This is a genomic window from Marinobacterium mangrovicola, from assembly GCF_004339595.1.
Taxonomy (GTDB): domain Bacteria; phylum Pseudomonadota; class Gammaproteobacteria; order Pseudomonadales; family Balneatricaceae; genus Marinobacterium_D; species Marinobacterium_D mangrovicola.
Genome location: NZ_SMFU01000007.1, coordinates 1,558,060 through 1,574,638 on the forward strand (window position 1 = coordinate 1,558,060; position 16,579 = coordinate 1,574,638).

The window sequence follows — 16,579 nt, forward strand, 5'->3', positions numbered from 1 at the left end:
GACCACCGTGCCGTGCCGCCACTATCCATCACGGAAGGAGTTCAGCATGGAACCGCCAGTGTTCAACGAATTGAAGAACAATATCGACCGCGCCATTCATGCCTTCGAGGGGCGAGTAACCCAGGGTATCTCCCCTGCTTCTCTGTCGCTGGCTTATATGGACTGGTTGATCCACCTGCTGCACTCCCCCGGTAAATTTGGCGAGCTGGCCGAAAATCTGACACGCAAACATTTTGCCTATTCGGTGTGGAGTGCCCGTGCGGCAACCGATCCTGCTACGCCACCGATGATCAAACCGCTGCAACAGGATCGCCGCTTCAACGACCCGGCCTGGGGCAAGTTTCCGTTTAACGTTATCGCCCAGGGGTTTCTGATGCGGGAACAGTGGTGGCACTACGCGACCACCGGCATTCCCGGCGTTTCCCGGCACCATGAAAATGTAGTGTCCTTCGCCGCGCGTCAATGGCTCGATATGTTCTCGCCAACCAACTTCCCGCTCACCAACCCGAAAATTATTGATCGCACCGTCCAGACCGGCGGCATGAACCTGGTGCAGGGGATGGAGAACCTGCTCGAGGATATTCAGAACTACACCACCGGCAGCGCACCCAGCTGCGAAGGTTTCTGCGCCGGGGAAAACCTGGCCACCACCGAAGGCCAGGTGGTCTACCGTAACCGCCTCATCGAGTTAATTCAGTACAGTCCGAAAACCGAGACGGTCCACGCCGAACCGATACTGATCATCCCCGCCTGGATCATGAAGTATTACATTCTCGATCTGTCGGAACACAACTCCATGGTCCGCTACCTGGTGGAGAAAGGTCATACGGTATTTATGATCTCCTGGCATAACCCTGATGCGGCCGATCGCGATATGGCGATGAAGGACTATATCAACCGTGGTGTTCGTGATGCCCTCAAGGCGATCAACGCTATTGTTCCGGAACGCCAGATCCACGCCGTCGGCTACTGCCTAGGCGGCACCCTGCTGGCGACCACGGCCGCCGCTATGGCGAGGGACGAGGACAATCGCCTGAAAACCCTGTCGCTATTCACCGCACAGACCGATTTCACCGAGGCCGGCGAACTGATGCTGTTTATCGACGAGAGTCAGCTCAGTTACATGGAAGATATCATGTGGGACCGGGGCTACCTGGACACCACCCAGATGTCTGGCGCCTTCATGCTGCTAAGGTCCTACGACCTGCTCTGGTCCCGTATGGTCAGCGAATACTGGCTCGGTGAACGCCCGCCAATGAACGACCTGATGGCCTGGAACAGTGACTCGACGCGCATGCCGTACAAGATGCACACCGAGTACCTTAGCCGCCTGTTCCTGCACAACGACCTCGCCAGCGGCCGCTTCATCGTTGATGACGGCCCGGTGGCACTGCGGGATATCCGCGTACCGATCTTTTCCGTCGCTACCGAAAAGGACCACGTGGCGCCCTGGCGATCCGTCTACAAGCTGCACGGTCTGGTAAATACAGACCTGACATTCGTACTCACCAGCGGCGGCCACAATGCAGGGATCGTCAGCGAGCCCGGACACCCCCGTCGCCGCTATCGCATGGCACTGAATCGACCGGAAGACAAATACATCTCCGCATCTCAATGGTACGAGCGCAACGAAGCCATTGACGGCTCCTGGTGGGAGCCCTGGAGCGAGTGGCTGGCACAACATTCAGGCGAACGAGTGGCGCCTCCCGAGATGGGAAATACCGACGCCGGCTACGCCCCCCTCTGCAAGGCACCGGGCACGTATGTTTTTGAAAAGTAAAAACGGCTGAAACGTCCGTATGCCAGCGCCTGTAGCCCGATTCATTGATAGCTATAAGGCGCTATTTTTTCACTTCTCGATAGCAAAATTTAATTTTCAGATTTCGCCAGGGCTGCTCTATATTCGCGTTTCAGAGGCACCTGAAATCCGGCAGCCGTAAGTGCATTGATCCGGCGTTTTGAAGCCTCACCAAAGAAACGTTGCAGCAACCCCGCTGCGCACTGTCAACTTAAGTGTGAGATTAAGGCCGATGGGCACCAAGATACGTGTCGATCATTCACTCGACGACCTGGATGACTGGAGCGAACAGCTCACAGACGACGAAGAAGTCGCACAGACACGCGTTAGATACAACGGCAAACGCCGTCGTCAAATCGAAGATCTGATGGAAGAGCGTGCGCTCGCCCGACAGCTCAACGACAGCTACGACTTCGACGAGCGGATCTGATACAGGATCAAAAAAAATCGGCCCGCCGGGTTTTCCCCGAGCGGGCCGATTCATTTCCAGCGAGAGGCGGGATCAGGCAGCGCAGATAACGTCGCCATGCTCCTCTTTCTCGATCAACGCATGGTGCAGGGCGCGAACCGCTTTTTCATAGTCCTGTTCGCGAATGATCGCCTGCATCTCGACCTGACGCACCGACTGATGCAGCGCCTGAACGCTGATATCAGCGGCAGACAGTGCCGACACTGCCTTGGCCAGAATACCCGGTACCTTCATATCGGAACCGATGGCGGAAACAATCGCCACGCGATGCAGCTGAACCTCAGCACCGCTGTATTTTTCACCAATCAGACGCACCGCACGATTGATAATCTTACGGGTGCCGGACAGGTAGTAGGTCTGGCTGTTGGCATCAGAGTCACGCGCGATCACGTAAACCTTGAGTTCTTTCAGCAGCTGCAGCAGCTCGATCTCGTAGGCGATATCACCTAGCATATCCTGATCGAACACCTCCAGCGCCAGCACCCCACTGCGACCCGCGATGATCTCGACACAGGGCTCTGCACTGCAGTAGTCCTGGCTGATCAACGTACCCGAATGCTCAGGCTCGAACGCGTTCTTGATACGTAGCTCGATCCCCTGCTCACGCAGGCCTTTGGCCGCTTTCGGGTGGATCGCTTCCATACCGAGGTTAGACAGCTGGTCAGCCACGTCGTAGTTGGTACGGCCGATGGTGACGATATTGTCCAGACCGACGATACCGGGATCCGCCGTACTCAGGTGGAACTCCTTGTGGATCACCGCCTCGCGGGCGTTGGTCAACGTCGCGATCTTGCTGAACGTCATCTCGCTGTAACCACGGTCAAAGGTCTTCATCAGACCCTCTTTGCAGTGGGTGTAGCCAGTGACGATCGGCAACTCTGTGGCCAGATCGATACCGTCGAGATGGCTTTTCAGCATCTCTTCGAAGGCCAGCGGTTCCGGCTCATGCCAACCGCTGAGATCCACCAGCCGCGCCTTCACACCCGCGCCCTGCAAAGCAAGCACGGTGTTAAACGCACTGTGCGTTTCACCGATAGCCGCCAGCATCTCACGCACACGCAACAGGTGGTCGGTGAGCTGGAAGTGGCCATATCGGCAGAGCGCCTGCAGGTTATCCATGCAGCTGCGTGCACCCTCGATACGCTCGGTGATAAAGGCATCGGCCTTACCGCGGGCGGTTGAGTCACCGAACAGCGAGCGGTTCATTGCCAGCATCTCATCACGAACCTTATCCAGGGACTCGTGCCAGCTCTGCTCCTGCTCACCATTGGCAAAACGCCCATAGACGCCGGGGTCACCAGTTTTCTTGTGCTCAAGCAGCAGATTGGTCATGCCGCCATAGGCGGAAACAACGAAGACACGCTGATAGAGATCCTCACCACTCCGGCCTCCGATCAGGATCGTATCCATGAGTTCGGTAAACCGACTCATGGACGTACCGCCTATCTTTTCGACACTGTGTAGAGCAGTCTGAGTATTCTCAATATCAGGCATCAAGTGCCTCCGCTTCGACCGGATAAACTCCGTTTTCATCATGTACCTCTTTGCCGTTCAGTGGCGGGTTGAAGGCACAGGCAACCTGCATGCCTTCAGGACCACCGCGCAGCAGATGCTCATCATTTTTGTTCAGAATGTAGACTGTTCCAGGCACGATCTTGTGGATCTTGCCATCGGCCAGTGTCTCAACCTCACCGGAACCGCTGATGCAGTAAACGGTTTCGAAGTGGTTCTGATACCAGATGTGCGTCTCGGAGTTCGGGTAGATGTTGGTGATGTGAAACGAGAAGCCCATACCATCATCCTTCAAAGACATACGGGTGCTGTCCCAGGTGTCGGTCTCTGAATAGATCTTGCGGCCGTTCTCTTCACATTCTGCCAGTGTACGTACGATCATCGTGTAAAAATCCTTGTCTTGAAAACGGGTTAACTTATGAGGCTTTCTTCTGGCGCTCAGATACAGCCTTGGCAAACGCCTGATCAAGCACATTCAGGCCAAAATCGATCTGGGCCTGAGTAATCGTCAGCGGCACCAGGCATTTAACAACCTGGTCATGGGCGCCACTGGTTTCGATAACCAGTCCGTTTTCAAAGGCTTCACGAATAACAGCGGAGGCCAGCTCGCCATCCGGGCACTCGATACCGCTCATCAGACCACGTCCTTTCAGCTTCAGAGTCGAAGGGCCGTGATTGCGAATCAGTTTTTCCAGACCCGCACGCAGATGGTGAGCTTTCTGCTGCACCTCTTCGGCGAATGCCTTGTCGCTCCAGAACAGTTCGAACGCCTTGGCAGCAGTGACAAATGCCAGGTTGTTACCACGGAAGGTGCCGTTATGCTCACCCGGGGTCCAGATATCCAGCTCACCACGGTAGGTCACTGCCGCAAACGGCAGACCATAGGCGCTGAGTGACTTGGACAGTGTAACGATATCGGGTTTGATGCCGGCTTCTTCAAAGCTAAAGAAGTGACCGGTACGACCACAACCCGCCTGGATATCATCGACGATCAGCAGCATGTCGTGACGACGACATACAGCTTCCAGGTTACGCAGCCACTGGGCATTAGCCGCATTCAGGCCACCCTCACCCTGCACGGTTTCAACGATAACCGCCGCCGGGTGATCAAGACCGCTGCTCGGATCTTCCAGCAGCTTTTCGAAATATTCGGTGGTGTCGACCCCTTCACCGAGGTAGCCGTCGAACGGCAGGCGGAACACATCATTCAGAGACGTGCCCATACCACCGCGGTGGTGCTGGTTACCTGTCGCGGCCAACGCACCGGCGCTGCAACCGTGGAAACCGTTGGTGAACGCCGCGATGGTCGGGCGCCCTTTCACCTTACGGGCCAGCTTCATGGCAGCCTCAACCGCGTTGGTGCCAGTCGGTCCGGTGAACATGACACGAAAATCATCCATGTCACGCGGTTTCAGGATGTACTGCTGGAAAGACTCAAGGAAGCGAGCCTTTGCAGAAGACATCATGTCCAGACCGTGAGTGATACCCTCGGAGCTGATGTATTCGATCAGCGCTTCACGCAGCTCCGGGTGGTTATGTCCATAGTTCAGAGTGCCTGCACCCGCCAGAAAATCGATGTAGGTACGACCCTCTTCAGTAGTGAGCTCAGCCCCGCGGGCCTGGTTGAATACCACAGGGAACGAACGGCAATAGGAACGAACTTCTGATTCAACCTGCTCAAAAATACTCATTACAAACTCCTGATTGAGTTAATTACTTGCTCTTTACTTCACTTCTTACTTCGTACGTGCGATGCCGCTTACGACGCCAGGGCTACCGACAGCTTGAACGGACCAGCGCGATACAGCTCCTCGTCATCGTGCGCGCCATCGAAGTGGTCATCGCTGGCGAACTTGACGCTCTTTTCAACCGGAGCGCTCAAGGCAGCGAAGAAACGCGCGAACATCGCCTGCGATGCTTTGTTATCCGGCGTGATCGTGGTCTCGATGTACTCGACACCGTCGTCGGAGAGACGATCAGCCAGCTCCATCAACATACGATTACCGAGCTTCTGACCACGCGCGGAAGGACAAACCGCAACCTGCCAGACAAACAGGGTCTCCCGACGAGCCGGCGGGCGATAACCGGAGATGAATCCGATCATCTTGCCCTTGTCGTCAAACGCTGCAATAGAGGTGTCGGCGAAGTCGCCGCACTGCAGCAGGTTGCAATACATTGAATTGGTATCCAGTGGCGGGCAGCGTTTGATCAGGTTGTACACCGCAGCACCATCACGGGAATTCGGCTTACGAAACTTGATCTTCATTTTGTTGGTATTCATAGCGTCCTGAATATTTAGCCTTACGATGGTTTTTATTGTAAAACATATCGCAGAGCGTTAATCAACCTCGACTTTCGTTCGCTTTACGATAGCTAGGATTTTCGAAAAAACCCTTATTATTCGCCGCATAGAGCCAAATACCGGGGTCTAACGTGTCATTTTAATTTGCTTAGCGTTACAATAGATTTAAATTCGTAAGACAGCTTTTTATTGCAAGGTTCCATGAATCAGGCTAAAAACTCCGCTATCTCGTTAGATGCAGAAGATAAAACCTGGAAAGATATGCCGAAGAGTCAGGACGTTCTGGTGCTGTTGCGCCAGATAATTCGCGTAACAGACATGCACGATAAGCAGCTCAGCCGGATCACCGGGCTGACCATGCCTCAGTTAATGACCATGCAGACACTGGATGCCGAGGGTGCGATCACCATCGGCATTCTGGCTAAGAAGATGAACCTGGCCCAGGCTACAGTCACCAGCATTCTGGACCGACTGGAGCTGAAAGGACTGGTCAGAAGGGAGCGCAGTCAGACCGACAAACGCAAGGTGTTGGCGTGCCCGACCCATGCGGGCATCGAGCTACTCAAATCGGCCCCTACCACACTGCAGGACCGCTTTGTTGGACAATTTGAGGGACTTAAAGACTGGGAACAGTCAATGATCATTGCGTCGTTACAGCAGATCTCAGGCCTGCTGGAGGCCGATCAGATCGATGCGGCCCCGATGCTCGACATCGGCGCCCTGGACCGACCGATACAGTAACTCCTTCCTCAGGGCTTCGCCGCCGTAGCGCCGGGGCCCGATACCCGATTCCTCCCACCCCGCTTCGCCCAATACAAGCGCTCATCGGCACGCTGCATCAAGGTGGCCGAGCTCTCGCCAGGGCGCAACTGAGATACCCCAAAGCTCGCGGTCACCGCCTGATCAATGCCGAAGCTGGTGGTTTCTACCGCGGAGCGCAATCGCTCCGCCAGCTCTACCGCCCCTTCGCCTCCGGTTTCTGTAGCGATCACCATAAATTCCTCGCCACCAGTACGCGCCATAAGATCCAGATCACGCATGCGCGCCGATGCGAGATTGGCAAATGACTGCAACACCCGATCACCCGCAGGATGACCGAACTGATCGTTGATCTGTTTAAAGTGATCGATATCGAAAAGTATGACCGATAGCTGACGATGGTAACGGTGAGATCGACGCACCTCGCGCGTAAGCAGCTCCATGGCACGGCGGCGATTAAGAATCCCTGTGAGAACATCCGTATTCGCCTCTTCGACAAGCTTCCCCATCTCCCGATGACGCCGCCAGGCGAATACCAGCAGATAGACAGGGCCGACAATGAGAACGCTCAATAGAATATCGTCCAGCTCATAAGCCTCATGCCTCATTGCCCACTCCATAAGCCACTCACTCACATCGAACCGGGCGGTCAACAGAAACACCAGCACCAGCAACAGAACGGCCAATACCAGCTCGCCGATCAGGCGACGTATATCGAGATACTTATGTGTGAATCGAGGCAATCTATTAACGTCCAATTTTGGAGACAATGTTGGCCCATTTTACCAGCCAGTAGCCCGCTGAATACAGTAATTCTCATTACTACTTTAGAGCCCGTCTAAAGCCCTTTCTCGCCAGCGATTACGCAATCTGCTATCCTTCTCCGCCTCATTTATCGCAGTCCTCAGGCACACGTACAGATCATGAGCAAATTCTGGAGTCCCGCAATTGAATCCCTGGTTCCCTACACGCCGGGAGAGCAGCCACGTATTGCGAATCTCACCAAGCTCAATACCAATGAGAACCCCTATCCTCCGGCACCTGCAGTGACCGCGGTGATCCAGGCGTTCAATACCGAGCGCCTGAGGCTCTACCCCGACCCTGACGCATCGACGCTGAAACAGGCACTTGCCGCAGAGTTCAGCACCGAGACATCCAAGATTTTTGTCGGCAACGGCTCCGATGAAGTGCTGGCGCTGGCATTTATGGCGTTTTTCCGCCAGCCGAAGCCACTGCTGATGCCGGAAACCACCTACAGTTTCTACGACGTCTACGCCAACCTGTTTGCCATCGAGCACACCAAGATCCCGCTGACGTCGGACTTTCAGATCGAACTGGACAACTACCCCAGTGAAAACGGCGGTATCATCTTCGCCAACCCCAACGCCCCCACCGGCGTTGCACTCCCCCTGAGCGCGATCAAAACGCTGCTGGAACGTAACAGGGATAGCGTCGTACTGGTAGATGAAGCCTACGTGGATTTCGGTGCCGAATCCGCGGCCAGCCTGGTTGATCAGTTCCCTAATCTGCTGGTCGTGCAGACCTTCTCCAAATCACGCTCTCTGGCAGGATTGAGGATCGGCTACGCCATCGGCTCGGCAGAACTGATTGATGGACTGGAGCGCGTCAAAAACAGCTTCAACTCCTACCCGCTCGATATGCTGGCGATCGAGGCGGCCTGCGCCTCACTGTCGGACAAGAACTACTTCGAACAAACCTGCGCGCAGATCATCGCTACGCGGGAGCAAACTCGCCAAGCACTGGAAACACTGGGCTTTGAGGTACTCCCTTCCGCGACAAACTTCCTGTTCGCCAAGCACCGCGAACTTGCGGGCAGTGAGTTAATGGCCTACCTGCGTGAGCGCAATATCCTGGTGCGCCACTTCAGCAAACCACTCATTGCCAATTACCTGCGTATCACCGTAGGCACCGATACAGAGATGCAGCTGCTGATCGACACGCTTAAGCAGCACCCCGCCATAGAGACAAAACCGGCGCCCTGAGGCGCCGGTCACCCATTGCATTAAATCGATTCACCCTCCACCCTGTTACCACCACTGCTGCGGGCCACAAAGAGATTCTCCTCAGCCCGCTTAAGCATCGCTGTAGCACCATCTTCAGGACCCAACAGACCCGCCACACCTACGCTGGCTGTGCAGGTGATGTCACCGGTCGGATAAGGCATCTCCATCTCTGCAATTAAGCGCCGCACCCGCTCACCGGCCGCCACTCCCTGCTCATGATTGGTCTCAGGGAGTAATAGCACCAACTGATCATCACCATAACGCGCAAGGAAATCAGCGGTGCGCTTGAGCTTGTGAATCCCGCTCACGATCTGCTGCAGCAGCTGATCACCGGCGTCCCACCCCTGCTGATCATTAATCCGACTAAAGTCATCTACATCAATAATCATGACACTGCAGACCCAGTCGTAACGCAACGCCTGAGCCACCGTTTGCTCCATGACGGTCATCAGAGCACGGCGGTTATAAGACCCAGTCAGCGGATCTCTCTGCGCCTGATTCGTCACCTTGCGCTGAAGCTTTTTACTATCGTTTATGTCGCGCGCGCTCCAGAAAACCTCCCCGTCTTCAGCAGCGAGAATTCGAGCATCAAACCAGGTTGGCTCACGCAAGCCCGCCTCCCGAAAAACCGGCACCTGTTCGGGCCTGAGCACATACTCCAGAGACTGTAGTTGACCCGGCGATGCCAAAGCGCGCTCTATGGCGCCCTTCACGGATACCAGCAGATCCGCCGGCAGCATCTCATCCAGACTTCCTCCGATCAACACCGACTCCAACAGCCACTCAGACTCACCGGCGTGACAAATATCCACGACGCCGTCTTTCAAGACCATCACCAGATCACGGTTAACCTGCAGCAACGCATCGAAACGCCCAGCGCTGGCGGAAACATCCTGACTCATCCCACATTCTCCCCGGCTAATGCCGCCGTTGTTGTTATGAGGCACTTTAGACACCTAACAGAAAACTACCGGAAAAAAGCACAACTTCAAAGAAGAACCAAAAACAAGCTGTCGCAAATTAACTACAGCGACAACCCCTACCCATCAGCGACGCGCAATCAGCAAACGCGTTGCCCGTCCCTTGAAATTATGGTGACATTGCTGCAAAGAGGAGGGTAACAATGTGACAGCGACGTCTCAGATACTTATGGCAAGACAACCAATTTTCGACCGGGAGCTCAACGTTGTTGCCTATGAACTGCTTTATCGCTCCGACGATGAACCCTCCGTCGCCAAGATTTTCAACGGTCATCAAGCCACCTCTGCGGTCCTGATCAACGCTTACACCAGCATTATTGAAAACCAGGAGCCGAAAAAACTGCCGGCGTTCCTCAACCTCCCGCGCGAAATGTTCGAGTCCGATGCCCTCCCCTCAATGTCCCACAAACACCTTGTCATTGAAGTCCTGGAGGACGTCAAAGTCGACTCAACCCTGCTCGAAGCCGTGACCCGCTATAAACAGGCGGGCTACCGTATCGCACTGGACGACTTTGTTTACAGCCCGGATTATGACCCCCTATTAGCACTGGCCGATATCATTAAACTGGATATTCTGGCGCTGGGAATGGACAAGGTCCGGGCCAACATCGGCCACCTGAAAAAGTTTCGCGCGACGTTGCTGGCAGAAAAGATCGAAACCTATGATCAGCTTCGCGAATGCATAGCGCTAGGCTTCAAACTGTTTCAGGGGTATTTTCTGCAGCGACCCGAGATTGTCGCCGGACGGCGCCTGGAAAGTAATGAGGCGGTGCTGTTACAGCTCGTCGCAGAACTCAATCGTGCGGATCCAGACGATATCCGTGTTACCGATCTGATCGAACAAGACCCAACTCTCACCTACCGCCTGCTGAAAATAGTCAACTCTGCCGCGCTGGCAATGCAGCATCCGATCAATAGCGTTCACGAAGCGATCGTTATTCTTGGCCTGAACGAAGTGCGAAAATGGATATCGCTGATCGCCCTGTCGGGTCAGAAAAGAAAACCGCCCGAACTGACACGACAAATATTGATCGCAGCACGCCTGAGCGAGCTGGTCGCAATACGCCTTAATAGCCCAGATATACCAATCAGCAGCGCCTTTCTCAGCGCACTGCTTTATAGACTGGACGCGGCTCTGGATATCGATCGGGAACAGCTACTCACCGAAATTACCATCGGTGAAGATATAAAAGATGCCGTCAGGGACGGCCGCGGCCCCCTTGGCGAGCTGATAGGTAACGCCTACGCGCTTTGCGACGGCGACTGGGCAAATCTTCCCAGCGCCGAACTTGACGTCTACGAGGAGTCCTATCTGCAGGCCCTGGCATGGGCAAACGAGACCATGACCTGCCTTGAGTAGCGTGCAGTACTAACGCACCTGCTGAGTCATCAGATCGATTGCCGCCTTTAACTCATCGTCGGTACATTTCATACAGGTACCCATACGCGGCATCGCCCCCTTACCCGCTTTCACGGTAGCGAGCATTGCATCCATACCCGTTTCAAGTCGCGGCGCCCAGGCAGCCGCATCATCCAGTTTCGGCGCCCCCGCCGTACCAGCCTTGTGACAAGCCACGCAATGCTTGTTCACTATTTCATCGGCCGTCTGCGCATTGACCACCTGACCTGCGAGAAATAACGCACTACCCAAAGAGAGCCCAACCAACAGACGCTTCATCAACGACCCCTTATCTTAATGAGTGATACTGCTATCAAAACAGATACCCCCAGGAGTTAAAAGGGCTTAAATCAGGTTTTCGTGACTATTCGGACACAAAAAAAGGCGACCTAAGTCGCCTTTTTCACTACCAGAAAAGAATTACTTCATTTCCCAGCCAGTCAGTTCAGACAGCGCCTTGCCGATGTCGGCCAGGGAACGCACAGTCTTAACACCAGCGTCTTCCAGTGCTGCAAACTTCTCGTCAGCAGTACCTTTACCGCCAGAGATGATCGCACCAGCGTGACCCATGCGCTTGCCCGGAGGAGCGGTAACACCAGCGATGTAAGAAACCACCGGCTTGGTGACGTTTGCCTTGATGTAGGCAGCCGCTTCTTCTTCAGCAGAACCGCCGATTTCACCGATCATCACGATCGCTTCGGTCTGCGGATCATTCTGGAACATTTCCAGGATGTCGATGAAGTTAGAGCCCGGGATCGGGTCGCCACCGATACCAACACAGGTAGACTGACCGAAGCCAGCATCAGTAGTCTGCTTGACCGCTTCGTAAGTCAGGGTACCTGAACGGGAAACGATACCGACTTTACCCGGCAGATGGATGTGACCCGGCATGATACCGATCTTGCACTCACCCGGAGTGATAACACCCGGGCAGTTCGGACCGATCAGGCGCACGCCCAGCTCGTCACACTTAACCTTGCACTGCAGCATATCCATAACCGGGATGTGCTCAGTGATACAAACGATCAGCTTGATACCTGCGTTAGCAGCTTCCAGGATGGAATCCTTACAGAAAGCAGCCGGAACGTAGATAACAGAAGCTTCAGCGCCAGTGGCTTCAACGGCTTCAGCAACAGTGTTGAATACCGGCAGACCCAGGTGCTCAGTGCCACCTTTGCCCGGAGTTACGCCACCAACCATCTTGGTGCCGTAAGCGATCGCCTGTTCAGAGTGGAAGGTACCCTGACCACCAGTGAAACCCTGACAGATTACTTTGGTGTCTTTATTAATCAGTACGGACATGATTATTTACCCCCCGCTGCTTTAACCGCCTGCTGAGCCGCGTCGGTCAGGCTGGTCGCTGCGATGATATCCAGGCCAGACTCGGACAGGAGCTTGGAACCCAGATCTGCGTTGTTACCTTCCAGACGTACCACAACCGGTACGCTCACACCCACTTCCTTGACCGCGCCGATGATACCTTCGGCAATCAGGTCACAACGAACGATACCGCCGAAGATGTTAACCAGTACGGCTTTAACGTTGCTGTCTTCAAGGATGATCTTGAACGCTTCGGTAACACGCTCTTTGGTCGCACCACCACCAACGTCGAGGAAGTTGGCCGGGAAACCGCCGTGCAGGGAAACGATATCCATGGTACCCATGGCCAGGCCTGCGCCGTTAACCATGCAACCGATGTTACCGGTCAGTGCAACGTAGTTCAGGTCCCACTCAGCAGCGCGGGCTTCACGCTCGTCGTCCTGAGAAGGATCGTGCATTTCCTGGATATCCTTGTGGCGATAAACGGAGTTACCGTCGATCACGACTTTTGCATCCAGGCAGTGCAGATTGCCCTGGTCGGTGATAACCAGCGGGTTGATTTCGAGCAGCGCGAGATCTTTCTCTTCAAACATTTTCGCCAGACCCATGAAGATCTTGGTGAACTGCTTGATCTGGTCGCCTTTCAGGCCCAGTTTGAACGCCAGCTCACGACCCTGATACGGCTGAGCGCCGGTCAGCGGGTCGATGGTTGCCTTGAGAATCTTTTCCGGAGTCTCTTCAGCAACTTTCTCGATTTCCACACCACCTTCGGTAGACGCCATGAAGACGATACGGCGGCTGGAGCGGTCAACAACGGCACCCAGGTAGAGTTCGTTGGCGATATCGGTGCAGGTTTCAACCAGGATCTTGGAAACCGGCTGACCGTTAGCGTCTGTCTGGTAAGTTACCAGACGCTCGCCGAGCCATTTTTCAGCGAAGGCTTTAGCTTCTTCCGGGCTGTCGACCAGTTTCACACCGCCCGCTTTACCGCGGCCGCCGGCGTGTACCTGAGCCTTAACGACCCACTTGTCTCCGCCAATCTGCTTGGCTGCTTCTACTGCTGCTTCCGGAGTATCTACCGCAATCCCTTTGGAAACCGGCAGACCATAGGCGGCAAACAGCTGTTTACCCTGGTACTCGTGAAGGTTCATGCTCTAATCCGTTATTGTGTCGGTTATTCATACACGGGCCGCGAATGTGCAGCCCCGTGTCTGCTTATAATGATGCTGCCACATCAGGCCGGGCTTGTGGCCCGGCCGTCTTGCAGCGCAACCCTCAGGATTTAACGCTTCTTACGGTTGGCGACGTGGATAGCGTGACCATCCACAGCCAGTGCAGCTTCGTGAACCGCTTCACTCACGGTCGGGTGAGCGAAGATGGTCAGCTGCAGGTCTTCCGCGCTGGAGGAGAACTCCATCGCGATCACACCCTGAGCGATCAGCTCGGATGCGATGCCGCCAACAATATGAACACCCAGAATGCGGTCAGTCGCTTCGTCAGCGATCATTTTCACGAAGCCTTCGGTGGCATTAGCTGCCATCGCACGACCTGATGCCGCAAACGGGAATTTGCCGACTTTATATTTTACACCCTCAGACTTGAGCTCCTGCTCAGTCTTACCGACCCAGGCCAGCTCCGGGAAGGTGTAGATGATGTTCGGTATGCAGTCATAATTCATTGCGGCTTTATGGCCGGCAATGATGTCCACTACCATGATGCCCTCTTCCGAGGCCTTGTGTGCGAGCATCGGGCCACGAACGGAATCACCGATCGCGTAGACGCCCGGTGCGTCAGTGCGGCAGCTTTCATCAACGAAGATGAAGCCACGCTCATCCAGCTTAACGCCGGAATCTTCAGAAAGGAGTCCCTGGGTCTGCGGACGACGGCCAACCGCTACGATCAGCTTGTCGACGACCAGTTCCTGCTCGCCGTTGGAATCGGTGTACTTAACTTTCACCTCTTTTCCATCGACGATTTCAGTACCGGTGCAGCGCGCACCCAGTTTGATGTCCAGACCCTGCTTGGTCAGCAGTTTCTTGGCTTCTTTGGCGACATCGATGTCCGCCAGAGACAGGAAGTCATCCATCGCTTCAAGCACGGTGACCTCAGAGCCACAACGAGCCCAGATTGAGCCCATTTCCAGACCGATAACACCTGCACCGATGATACCGAGACGCTTAGGTGTCTCATCAATATCCAGCGCACCGGCGTTATCCAGGATCAGACCTTCGGTCAGCGGAGCCGGCGGGATCTCAACCGGTACAGAACCGGATGCCAGGATCACATTGTCCGCGTCGTGAGTGGAAACGTTACCGTCTTTGTCGGTCACTTCCACTTTTTTGCCAGCCAGCAGTTTGCCGGTACCCTGCAGCAGGGTCACGCCGTTCGCCTTGAACAGACCACCGATACCGCCGGTCAGGTTCTTAACGATCTGGTCCTTGCGCTCAACCATTTTCTTGGTATCGATCTGAACGTTGTCAGCGACGATACCCTGAGCAGCAAAACCGTGCTGAGCTTCATGCAGCTTATGAGTAGTTTCAAGCAGCGCCTTGGACGGGATACAACCGACGTTCAGGCAAGTGCCACCCAGTACAGCGGTACCTTTGTCGTCAACCCACTTCTCGACACAGGCAGTTTTCAGACCCAGCTGTGCTGCGCGAATAGCAGCTACATATCCGCCGGGGCCGGCGCCAACAACAATTACATCAAATTTATCTGCCATTACTTAATCCTGTTCTCTCTCGTTCGATTGTGGGCTCGATTAGATATCCAGCAGCATACGGGCCGGATCTTCCAGGAGGTCCTTGATGGTGACCAGGAACTGTACTGCTTCCTTACCATCAATCATACGGTGATCGTATGACAGCGCCAGATACATCATCGGCAGAACCACAACTTCGCCGTTCACGGCCATCGGGCGTTCCTGGATTTTGTGCATACCCAGAATCGCAGTCTGCGGCGGGTTCAGGATCGGAGTAGACATCAGGGAACCGAACACACCACCGTTGGTGATAGTGAAGGTACCACCCTGCATGTCATCCATGCCCAGCTTGCCGTCACGACCGCGTGCGCCGAAGTCACGGATAGTGCCTTCGATGTCGGCCAGGCTCATGCTGTCGGTATCACGCAGAACCGGAACCATCAGGCCACGATCGGTAGATACGGCAACACCGATATCCTGGTAACCATGGTAAACCATGTCGTTACCGTCGATAGAGGCGTTCACAGCCGGGAAACGCTTCAGCGCTTCGGTAGCCGCCTTCACGAAGAAGGACATGAAGCCCAGACGGGTACCGTTGTGAGTCTTCTCGAACAGATCTTTGTACTGCGAACGCAGATCCATGACCGGCTTCATGTTGACTTCGTTGTAAGTCGTCAGCATGGCAGCATTCTGCTGAGCTTCAACCAGGCGCTTGGCGATGGTTGCACGCAGGCGGGTCATCGGAACGCGCTTCTCGGTGCGCTCGCCAGCCGGAACATTAACCGGAGCAGCCGCTGCAGCAGGCTTGGCAGCCGGAGCCGCCGGCTTGTTTTTCAGGAAGTTCTGAACGTCTTCCTTGGTGATACCGCCACCTTTACCGGTAGCCGGAATCTGGCTGGCATCCAGGTTGTTTTCTTCGATCAGCTTGCGTGCTGCCGGGCCGACCTTGTCGCCATCGCCAGTTTCGCCCGCTGCGGCGGTGGTGGTTTCTGCCGCCGCCGGTGCTGCTTCTTCTTTAGCCGGCGCAGACGCACCCGCAGCACCCTCTTCGAAGATTGCGATAACTTCGTCGCTCAGGACAGTATCGCCTTCGTTTTTAACGATTTCCTTGATCACACCGTCTGCCGGTGCAACCACTTCAAGAACGACCTTATCGGTCTCGATATCTACGATAAGATCGTCAGCTGAGCAAGCCTCACCAGGCTGCTTGTGCCAGGTTGCAACAGTACCGTCCGCTACGGACTCCGGGAATGTCGGTGCTTTGATATCGATGGACATGCTGTTTCCTTTATATGGTGCTCGTTTCTATGCTAAC

The 16,579-nt window shown here is 55.0% G+C and carries 16 protein-coding genes; 5 read left to right on the forward strand and 11 right to left on the reverse strand.

From position 1 onward, the window contains the following. Positions 1-46 precede the first annotated feature (46 nt). Together CLV83_RS08020 and CLV83_RS08025 are read left to right on the forward strand one after the other, a co-directional pair. Entirely contained in the window at positions 47-1,780 is a 1,734-nt protein-coding gene (locus tag CLV83_RS08020; protein WP_132289940.1) for a PHA/PHB synthase family protein, read from the forward strand. Between the two features lie 250 nt (positions 1,781-2,030). Then, entirely contained in the window at positions 2,031-2,228 is a 198-nt protein-coding gene (locus CLV83_RS08025) for a PA3496 family putative envelope integrity protein (protein WP_132289942.1), read from the forward strand. 72 nt (positions 2,229-2,300) lie between these two features. On the opposite strand, the gene CLV83_RS08030 is transcribed toward CLV83_RS08025, so the two are convergent. The 4 genes from CLV83_RS08030 to ectA all read right to left on the reverse strand — a co-directional run bounded on the left by CLV83_RS08030 (position 2,301) and on the right by ectA (position 6,060). Beyond that, entirely contained in the window at positions 2,301-3,761 is a 1,461-nt protein-coding gene (locus CLV83_RS08030; RefSeq protein ID WP_132289944.1) for an aspartate kinase, read from the reverse strand. Next, a complete protein-coding gene (locus CLV83_RS08035) occupies positions 3,754-4,161 on the reverse strand; it encodes an ectoine synthase (RefSeq protein ID WP_104001388.1) in 408 nt (135 codons plus the stop codon). Before CLV83_RS08035 ends, CLV83_RS08030 begins: the two co-directional genes overlap by 8 nt. Positions 4,162-4,195: 34 nt before the next feature. Beyond that, on the reverse strand, positions 4,196-5,470 hold the full coding sequence (gene ectB, locus CLV83_RS08040) for a diaminobutyrate--2-oxoglutarate transaminase (RefSeq protein ID WP_132289947.1): 1,275 nt from the start codon (positions 5,468-5,470) through the stop codon (positions 4,196-4,198). 68 nt (positions 5,471-5,538) lie between these two features. Next, complete coding sequence (gene ectA, locus CLV83_RS08045; RefSeq protein ID WP_207894770.1) at positions 5,539-6,060, reverse strand: diaminobutyrate acetyltransferase; 522 nt, start codon at positions 6,058-6,060, stop codon at positions 5,539-5,541. Positions 6,061-6,342: 282 nt separating this feature from the next. Between ectA and CLV83_RS08050 the strand changes: the two genes are divergently transcribed. Then, on the forward strand, positions 6,343-6,822 hold the full coding sequence (locus CLV83_RS08050; RefSeq protein WP_132289950.1) for a MarR family winged helix-turn-helix transcriptional regulator: 480 nt from the start codon (positions 6,343-6,345) through the stop codon (positions 6,820-6,822). Between the two features lie 8 nt (positions 6,823-6,830). Here CLV83_RS08050 and CLV83_RS08055 read toward each other — a convergent pair whose 3' ends face one another. Continuing rightward, the gene (locus tag CLV83_RS08055; protein ID WP_132289953.1) at positions 6,831-7,583 is read right to left on the reverse strand and encodes a GGDEF domain-containing protein; all 753 of its coding nucleotides are present in this window, start codon (positions 7,581-7,583) and stop codon (positions 6,831-6,833) included. Positions 7,584-7,763: 180 nt separating this feature from the next. Between CLV83_RS08055 and hisC the strand changes: the two genes are divergently transcribed. After that, on the forward strand, positions 7,764-8,843 hold the full coding sequence (hisC, locus tag CLV83_RS08060; protein WP_132289957.1) for a histidinol-phosphate transaminase: 1,080 nt from the start codon (positions 7,764-7,766) through the stop codon (positions 8,841-8,843). Between the two features lie 20 nt (positions 8,844-8,863). Here hisC and CLV83_RS08065 read toward each other — a convergent pair whose 3' ends face one another. Continuing rightward, positions 8,864-9,766, reverse strand: coding sequence for a GGDEF domain-containing protein (locus CLV83_RS08065; RefSeq protein WP_132289960.1), 903 nt, complete (start codon positions 9,764-9,766; stop codon positions 8,864-8,866). Between the two features lie 223 nt (positions 9,767-9,989). On the opposite strand from CLV83_RS08065, the gene CLV83_RS08070 reads away from it, so the two are divergent. After that, a complete protein-coding gene (locus CLV83_RS08070; protein ID WP_132289963.1) occupies positions 9,990-11,204 on the forward strand; it encodes an EAL and HDOD domain-containing protein in 1,215 nt (404 codons plus the stop codon). A 9-nt stretch (positions 11,205-11,213) separates the two neighbouring features. Here CLV83_RS08070 and CLV83_RS08075 read toward each other — a convergent pair whose 3' ends face one another. The 5 genes from CLV83_RS08075 to odhB form a co-directional block, all read right to left on the reverse strand. Next, positions 11,214-11,522: a c-type cytochrome gene (locus tag CLV83_RS08075; RefSeq protein WP_132289966.1), complete on the reverse strand. Its 309-nt coding sequence runs from the start codon at positions 11,520-11,522 to the stop codon at positions 11,214-11,216. A 141-nt stretch (positions 11,523-11,663) separates the two neighbouring features. Further along, positions 11,664-12,545, reverse strand: a complete 882-nt coding sequence (gene sucD / locus CLV83_RS08080) for a succinate--CoA ligase subunit alpha (protein WP_104001381.1) — start codon at positions 12,543-12,545, stop codon at positions 11,664-11,666. Between the two features lie 2 nt (positions 12,546-12,547). Then, entirely contained in the window at positions 12,548-13,714 is a 1,167-nt protein-coding gene (sucC, locus tag CLV83_RS08085; RefSeq protein ID WP_132289969.1) for an ADP-forming succinate--CoA ligase subunit beta, read from the reverse strand. 131 nt (positions 13,715-13,845) lie between these two features. Further along, positions 13,846-15,285, reverse strand: a complete 1,440-nt coding sequence (gene lpdA, locus CLV83_RS08090) for a dihydrolipoyl dehydrogenase (protein WP_132289972.1) — start codon at positions 15,283-15,285, stop codon at positions 13,846-13,848. 39 nt (positions 15,286-15,324) lie between these two features. Continuing rightward, entirely contained in the window at positions 15,325-16,542 is a 1,218-nt protein-coding gene (gene odhB, locus CLV83_RS08095) for a 2-oxoglutarate dehydrogenase complex dihydrolipoyllysine-residue succinyltransferase (protein WP_132289975.1), read from the reverse strand. Positions 16,543-16,579: the final 37 nt, after the last annotated feature.

Excerpts from the sequence above, each read along its gene's own strand:
- CLV83_RS08030 (WP_132289944.1), bottom strand. The coding sequence starts at position 3,761 with ATGCCTGATATTGAGAATACTCAGACTGCTCTACACAGTGTCGAAAAG.
- odhB (WP_132289975.1), bottom strand. The coding sequence starts at position 16,542 with ATGTCCATCGATATCAAAGCACCGACATTCCCGGAGTCCGTAGCGGAC.
- CLV83_RS08050 (WP_132289950.1), top strand. The coding sequence starts at position 6,343 with ATGCCGAAGAGTCAGGACGTTCTGGTGCTGTTGCGCCAGATAATTCGC.
- CLV83_RS08020 (WP_132289940.1), top strand. The coding sequence starts at position 47 with ATGGAACCGCCAGTGTTCAACGAATTGAAGAACAATATCGACCGCGCC.
- CLV83_RS08075 (WP_132289966.1), bottom strand. The coding sequence starts at position 11,522 with ATGAAGCGTCTGTTGGTTGGGCTCTCTTTGGGTAGTGCGTTATTTCTC.
- CLV83_RS08065 (WP_132289960.1), bottom strand. The coding sequence starts at position 9,766 with ATGAGTCAGGATGTTTCCGCCAGCGCTGGGCGTTTCGATGCGTTGCTG.
- sucD (WP_104001381.1), bottom strand. The coding sequence starts at position 12,545 with ATGTCCGTACTGATTAATAAAGACACCAAAGTAATCTGTCAGGGTTTC.
- ectA (WP_207894770.1), bottom strand. The coding sequence starts at position 6,060 with ATGAATACCAACAAAATGAAGATCAAGTTTCGTAAGCCGAATTCCCGT.
- lpdA (WP_132289972.1), bottom strand. The coding sequence starts at position 15,285 with ATGGCAGATAAATTTGATGTAATTGTTGTTGGCGCCGGCCCCGGCGGA.
- sucC (WP_132289969.1), bottom strand. The coding sequence starts at position 13,714 with ATGAACCTTCACGAGTACCAGGGTAAACAGCTGTTTGCCGCCTATGGT.
- CLV83_RS08035 (WP_104001388.1), bottom strand. The coding sequence starts at position 4,161 with ATGATCGTACGTACACTGGCAGAATGTGAAGAGAACGGCCGCAAGATC.
- ectB (WP_132289947.1), bottom strand. The coding sequence starts at position 5,470 with ATGAGTATTTTTGAGCAGGTTGAATCAGAAGTTCGTTCCTATTGCCGT.
- CLV83_RS08025 (WP_132289942.1), top strand. The coding sequence starts at position 2,031 with ATGGGCACCAAGATACGTGTCGATCATTCACTCGACGACCTGGATGAC.
- hisC (WP_132289957.1), top strand. The coding sequence starts at position 7,764 with ATGAGCAAATTCTGGAGTCCCGCAATTGAATCCCTGGTTCCCTACACG.